Origin of the sequence: Mycobacterium gordonae, from assembly GCF_001417955.2 — a bacterium.
In the GTDB taxonomy this organism is placed as follows: domain Bacteria; phylum Actinomycetota; class Actinomycetes; order Mycobacteriales; family Mycobacteriaceae; genus Mycobacterium; species Mycobacterium gordonae_B.
Window position 1 is genome coordinate 1 of sequence record NZ_LKTM01000078.1, and the last position, 6195, is coordinate 6195.

General features: G+C 63.8%; 4 protein-coding genes. 1 reads left to right on the top strand and 3 read right to left on the bottom strand.

From position 1 onward, the window contains the following. Positions 1–55 precede the first annotated feature (55 nt). From AO501_RS09150 to AO501_RS09160, 3 genes are all read right to left on the bottom strand, one after another. Entirely contained in the window at positions 56–1231 is a 1176-nt protein-coding gene (locus tag AO501_RS09150; RefSeq protein WP_231752416.1) for an ISL3 family transposase, read from the bottom strand. Positions 1232–3217: 1986 nt separating this feature from the next. After that, positions 3218–3385, bottom strand: coding sequence for a hypothetical protein (locus tag AO501_RS09155; protein WP_156452423.1), 168 nt, complete (start codon positions 3383–3385; stop codon positions 3218–3220). 442 nt (positions 3386–3827) lie between these two features. Continuing rightward, on the bottom strand, positions 3828–4193 hold the full coding sequence (locus tag AO501_RS09160) for a hypothetical protein (protein WP_055577419.1): 366 nt from the start codon (positions 4191–4193) through the stop codon (positions 3828–3830). 365 nt (positions 4194–4558) lie between these two features. Here AO501_RS09160 and AO501_RS09165 point away from each other — a divergent pair, with 365 nt between their 5' ends. Continuing rightward, positions 4559–6028, top strand: a complete 1470-nt coding sequence (locus AO501_RS09165) for a serine/threonine-protein kinase (RefSeq protein WP_055577420.1) — start codon at positions 4559–4561, stop codon at positions 6026–6028. Positions 6029–6195 lie beyond the last annotated feature (167 nt).

A 6195-nucleotide genomic window follows, 5' to 3' on the forward strand; every position in this document is an offset into this window, starting at 1 on the left:
GATCAACCCACCAGCCCAGGAGGCCGACACGACCGCCGCTTAACACCCGATGGACTCATCCGCCTTGACAAGTTCCGTGGCGGCGGCGGTGCAGGGTGCGGCCGAGTTGGGCCAATTCCTCCAACTGTTCGGGGACACCACGGCGCAGCGTGGTGATGATCGCGGTCATCATGGCCTTGCCGCGACGCCGGTCGGGATGGGCGTAGGCGGCGATCATCTTCTGGTAGAACCCCCAACAGATCTCGACTCCTATGTGGTTCTCGTCGGCGAAAACCGTTTCCAGCCGGACCTTTTGGCGAGTGCTGAGCAGCGGGTAGCGCGTTCGCAACGTGCGGCGGGCGCCGTAGAGCGGGTCACCGGTGCGGCCACGATGCCCGCACGTCTGCTGCTGGACGCGCTGGCGGCACAAGTCCAATTTCAGGCCCGCCAGCGCGACGACATGGAACGGATCCATCACCGAGGTAGCTTCGGGAATCTGCTCGGTGGTCGCAGTCTTGTAGCCGCCGAACCCGTCCATGGCGACGACCTCGATGCAGTCTCGAAACACTGAGCTACGGTCGGCCAGCCAGGTCTTGAGCGCGACTGCCGAACGCCCGGGGACCAGGTCGAGCAGCCGAGCCCGGCCGGTGCCCTCAAGGACCGCGGTGAGGTCGACGATGACGGTGACATAGCCGTCCTCACCGGTCCGCCGGACATGCGACCAGCGATGTTCGTCCACGCCGATCACCCGGACCCCGTCGAGCCGGCCGGTGTCGGCAGCCACGATCATCTGGGTAGCGTCGACGGCGATGGTGTTGACGGTGTCCCACGACAGCCCCAGTTCCCGCGCCACGGCGGCGACGGTGGCCCGGTCGATCATCAGCCGGCGACAGATGTAGCGGGCACAGCGCCGAGTGGTCGACCATCCGCGCCGAGCGAGGCGATCGGTGTTGTGGGCGAACACTTCTCGGTCGCAGTCGGGGGCCACGCAGCGGTAGCGCGGTACACGAACGTGCAGTCGTAGCGGATGCCCGACCACCGGCACATCGGTGACCCGGCGGATCACGGTGTCGCGGTAGATCCCGTCGACACCACACCCGGGGCAGTGCCGTCGGCCGTCATCGACCAGGTTGCAAAACACCACCGTGGCATCGCCGTCGACGGCGGCGTCGGTGATCGTCACCCCGAGTTCGACGGTACGCATGATCGTGTCGGCGACAACAGCGGCAGGCAACGACGTAGAGTCAGTCACAGGGCTCCCCGGTGGCAGGTCTGCAATGGTGTGAGAACCTGCATCCTCTGCCTACCGGGGCCCGTTTCAGCTCACCGACACGACCTGCAATCGCGGCCATCCGCCACGCTCACCTGCACTCCATTTCCGGAAGAGCCGGATTACCTCCAGCTGGCGATAGCCCGCGCGCGCATCGAGATCCCACCCAACGTCTTAGGCTGGGCCCTCGATTCAGTTACTCCAATGCTCCGAGCATGGACGGCACTGCTGACCCGACGCGAGGTGACCGACGCTCAGGCCTGGACGCTGCTATGGCGGGACGGCAGGCTGGAGAGATCCGCCGAGAAAGTGCCTCAGGGAGAGGCGGGCTATTACGTCTGCAACGCATCATCGGACAGGCTGGCCGGGCATGTCGCTTCGTACTTGGCGCGACCCGACGTCCCACCAGGCGCTATCGCACGGATACGTGAACACTTCGACGGGACCGTCCTTGCCCGACTGGATCTCTTACGCGCCGTGACACGCCGCGATGGCAGCGACACCGTCTCCCATGAGTTGGCAGCAGAACCACCTGTCAACTCTTCCCGCGGCCACCAACTGGGCCCACGTGAGCTTGCGCTCGTCGAACGGTATCGAAACGATGCGCGCACCGAGGCCCGCGAGAGAGCCCAAAGCATCGCGGCGCAGACATCGGCAATTCTCTCGGAAGACGACCTAATTGGTCGCGTGGAATATGCACGCCGCCATGGTGTGCGGGGCTTCGAGGGCCTCGAAGCGTGTCTCTTCGGCCGCGGAACGATAGCCCCGCTGCCCGAGTCCGCCGATGCGGCCAGCGCCAAATGGCTCGAGGAAATCGCGGCCAGCGAGCTGGTCTACTCGACCGACTCGTTCCGCCTCGGCCCAAGCTTGTCTGCACTTCGCCCCATTGTCCGTATGCATCGAGATCCCTCCGACCGGTCTGCCCAAAGGTGGGGGCCCCGCCGGATCCGAGACTTCGGTCCAGCCGGGACTGTCCCTCTGACGTTCTCTCTCCCGTCCGAGGAAGGAGAGTTCGTCATCCGCAAACTGGGCAATGACGTACGCCGCTACGAGAAACTCGCCGACCTAATTGAGGAACGGCCGAACGTCCCTTTAGGTCGCCTATGCCATACCACAGGAGGCAGAGCACCAGCTTGAAGACCTCATGGCTCAGCAGCGCAAGGTGAAGGTGAAAATAACGAGTGGGCGGGCCAGTCCTACCGCATGAAAGACACCCAACACCGAAAGGAGACCACCCTGAGGGGGACCCGGTTGGTGGTTCCCCGGAATCGACCGCCTTGCTGTACTCGCTGCTGTACGGCGGTCTACGTGTTGCGGATCTGCAGCTTGTTCCGGTACCGGCAACCCAACGACGCCGATTTAGCTGAGTCCAACGTCCTGGGAAAACTGCGCCCCATTAGCGTGGCCAGCAAAGTCGTGGAGCCCAGCACCAGGTGCGCCCGGGGCGCGCGTCGGCACTCCGCTGGCCGCGATGCCCAGACATCTAGTTTGCTCGATGCCGAGGTGTCCGCAACGTGCAGGCCGCGTGGGATACGGCGGATTCGAATACTGCGGGTTACCAGTAAAGTCCGTCATGATTTCTAACATGTTGCACCGTAATGTATTTCGACACTAACTCCCGTGCCGATAACCCGCGCAGTATGTATTGCGCTCGTATGGAGCGCTTTTGGCCTCAGTCGATTGGAGCGAGTGCAAAACGATCGGTTCATCAGATGAACCAGCCTGAGCGCTCTGGCTCCAAATGGCGTGTTCGCTTGCTCAGTATCAAATTGCGCTACTCCCCCGCCGGGGGACCGGGTCTGTGGAGTGCGCAACGGCAGCGGGCGGCTTCGACACGTTTAAGAACCGAGCTTCGCCGGAGCCTCGCCGGGAGTCCCATCATGGAGTGCGCCCGGCGGCGCCTTGCGTTGAAGAACCCGCGGGAGCTCGTCGGCGGCCGAACTGGGTCCCGGCCGCGCGGAGGCATCGCTATTCGCATCCGGTCGCGAGCGCGCCGCCGTCGAGGCCGGTCATGATGGAGACGCGCGTCTCGTCGCCGTAGGCACCCTTATAGACGGCGATCGAGAGCCCGTTGTCCTGCGACCCCCACAGCCACCTCGTTTCGTTTGTCTTGGTGATCGTCTTGCACCAAGACATACCGTCGTAGGTTCGTGAGATTGGCAGCTGAGGCGCCAGATACGACTGCACGCCAGACACTGACTGAGACAATCTCCACATTTCCCAGCCGTGTCCGCTGTCACCGGCAAGGAGTTCTGCGCCTGCTGGCAGTGTCAGTTGCTTGACGACTTGCGAGCGCGGACCTTGGAGCGTTGTGGCCGCTGGCGCCTCTGTGCGCGACGAGCTAGACGACGGGGACGTTTGCACACTACAGCTTACTAGCAGAAATGTAGCTGCAAGAGCAGTGGCGGATACCGAGCGTCTCACGAGGAACACGGTAGCCGTACACAGAAGGCTTTTCGATCACTCTTCCGGCAACACGCCTGGTCGTGCACTGACCCGGGCACAGGCCCCTAGAAGCAGGCGGAGGTCCTGGCCGACATCGACCTCGCAGGCGTTCAATGGTGCTGCTATCTCGGGGTCAGCACTTGAGGTCAGGCGGATAGCGCCAGATGAGTTCGCCTTCGTCGGTGATCACGGTATGCCCGTTATTGCGGATGATCAGGTCATCATCCTCGATGGTGCGGGTCCGGTAAACGAAACCGGGCCGTTCGTCGATCCCGTCAGGGGCGGTGATGTTGGGGTCGTATTCGACAACCCAGTCGTGCTCACGCAGTTGAGCGTGGAACTCGTGCACCGCGGCGACGTCGTCGACGGGCATGTCCCGGCCTCCGGTCGCCATGTAGTCGCCGTGTAGGCGCATCAAGAGGTAGACGGGGTGGTCCTGCAGATCGACAGGAACGTCCCACGGAAAGTGCAGTCGGACGATCTCGCGGGGTGTGGGCACGGTGCGACGCCTTCCTCAATGCTCAGCGGACCGGCCAGGCGGCCGATGGTCCACGCTACGGCGTGCTACCCCGAACCCCCGACAGATGGTCCTCGCCAGCGTTGACCGTCCAGCGAGGACGACCCGCGGGAATACGTCGACGGCCGAACCGGCTTCCGGCCGCGCGGCGGCATCGCTATTCGCATCCGGTCGCGAGCGCGCCGCCGTCGAGGCCGGTCAATATGGAGACGCGCGTCTCGTCGCCGTAGGCACCCTTTTGACGGCGATCGGCTGGCCGAGAAGTCGACGCCAGCGGCTCTATTGGCTGAGCATCTACCGCCATCTCCGGAACCCGGACGTACCGTGCGCGGCGATAGGATCCCGAGATGACGCTCGGGGTGGGCGATGTATTCGCTGGCTACACGATTATCAGACTGTTAGGCGCTGGCGGCATGGGCGACGTCTACTTGGCGCAACACCCGCGACTACCACGCCGGGAAGCCCTGAAGATCCTGCGGCACGACGTCTCGGCCGACGAAACCTTCCGGCAGCGATTCATCCGCGAAGCCGACTCCATTGCTGACCTAGAGCACCCGAACATCGTCACCATCCATGACCGGGGCGAGGATGACGATCGGCTGTGGCTGGCCACCCAGTATGTGGATGGCACTGATGCAGCCAAGCGGTTGCGGGACAGCTGTCCCGCAGGGATGCCCGTTAAAGAAGCCCTGACCGTCATCACGGCTATCGCCGAGGCCCTTGACTACGCCCATGATCGTGGCTTGCTCCACCGAGACGTGAAACCGGCCAACATCCTGCTCGCACAACCCGACCGGGATGGCAACCGACGGGCATACCTCGCCGACTTCGGAATTGCCCGCCCTCTCGATGACCCCGCCGGCTTAACCTCGACCAATTTCACCTTGGGAACCTTCTCCTACGCCGCCCCCGAACAACTCATGGGCAAAGCCCTCGATGGGCGCGCCGACCAATACGCTTTGGCTGCAACCGCTTACCACTTCCTCACTGGCATGCCTCTGTTCCCCCATTCCAACCAAATTGCCGTCATCAGCCAACATCTCACCGAACCCGCCCCGGCGCCCTCGTCGATTTATGCCGAACTCGCATGCTTCGATGCCGCGTTCGCACGGGCACTCGCCAAGGGTCCTGAAAATCGATTTCCGTCCTGCCGGGACTTCGCCCAAGCACTCAGCGAGGGGTTAACAAAGACCGACAACGAGTTTTCGCCCACCGCGACAACCCAGCAGGCCCATATTCGGGTCACTGCACCGGCAACCGAGGAAACATGGCGCCGTCCCCACCGCCGTGGCCTGCTCATGGCAGCGGTCTTGGTGGTCCTGGTCGCCGGCGGGCTTTTCTTTCGGCCCTGGGCCCGCCACAGTGGGCCAGCGATCTCAACGCCTAGTACAGATGCACGGCGTACCACGGACTCCGCGAACCCGACCCCGCACGTCATTGCCCCTGAGCCGTCGAGTGCTCCGCCGCCGGCACCGGTTACTAGTAACGCCTTGCCTCCATCCCCAACCCCGTCGACGGCGCCGCGGCCGACGTACCCGCCTGCAGGACAACTCGGTTCGGCATGTCCACCCCCCGGAGGCACCATTGGCACCGGCCCGGACGGCGCGATCTATTACTGCGAAAGAATCGAGGGCACGGACGGCTATGAGTGGACATTGACACCCGGCCTCATCCCAAATCCGGCTTTGCATCAGCCCCTGAACATCCCCGCTGGCAGCTCCTGCATGGTGCCGGGCCTAACGGCAGACACCACGAATGGAACCCTATATTGCAAACTGTCGCCCTACGGCCAGTGGCTGTGGCTGCCTGGCCCCTAGAAGCAATTGACAGGGCTGCTCTGAGCCGCATTGAGCGCCTGGCGCGACGCTGGCGCTCGCAGGACCCCGACCATGCGGCGAACAGGTGCAGGTTGCGTCCAGCAGGGTGGTGTACGAGCCGGGCCTGATCGGGATGTCCGGCGTGTCGTAGCCGAATGAATGAAGGT

Excerpts from the sequence above, each read along its gene's own strand:
- AO501_RS09165 (WP_055577420.1), top strand. The coding sequence starts at position 4,559 with ATGACGCTCGGGGTGGGCGATGTATTCGCTGGCTACACGATTATCAGA.
- AO501_RS09155 (WP_156452423.1), bottom strand. The coding sequence starts at position 3,385 with ATGTCTTGGTGCAAGACGATCACCAAGACAAACGAAACGAGGTGGCTG.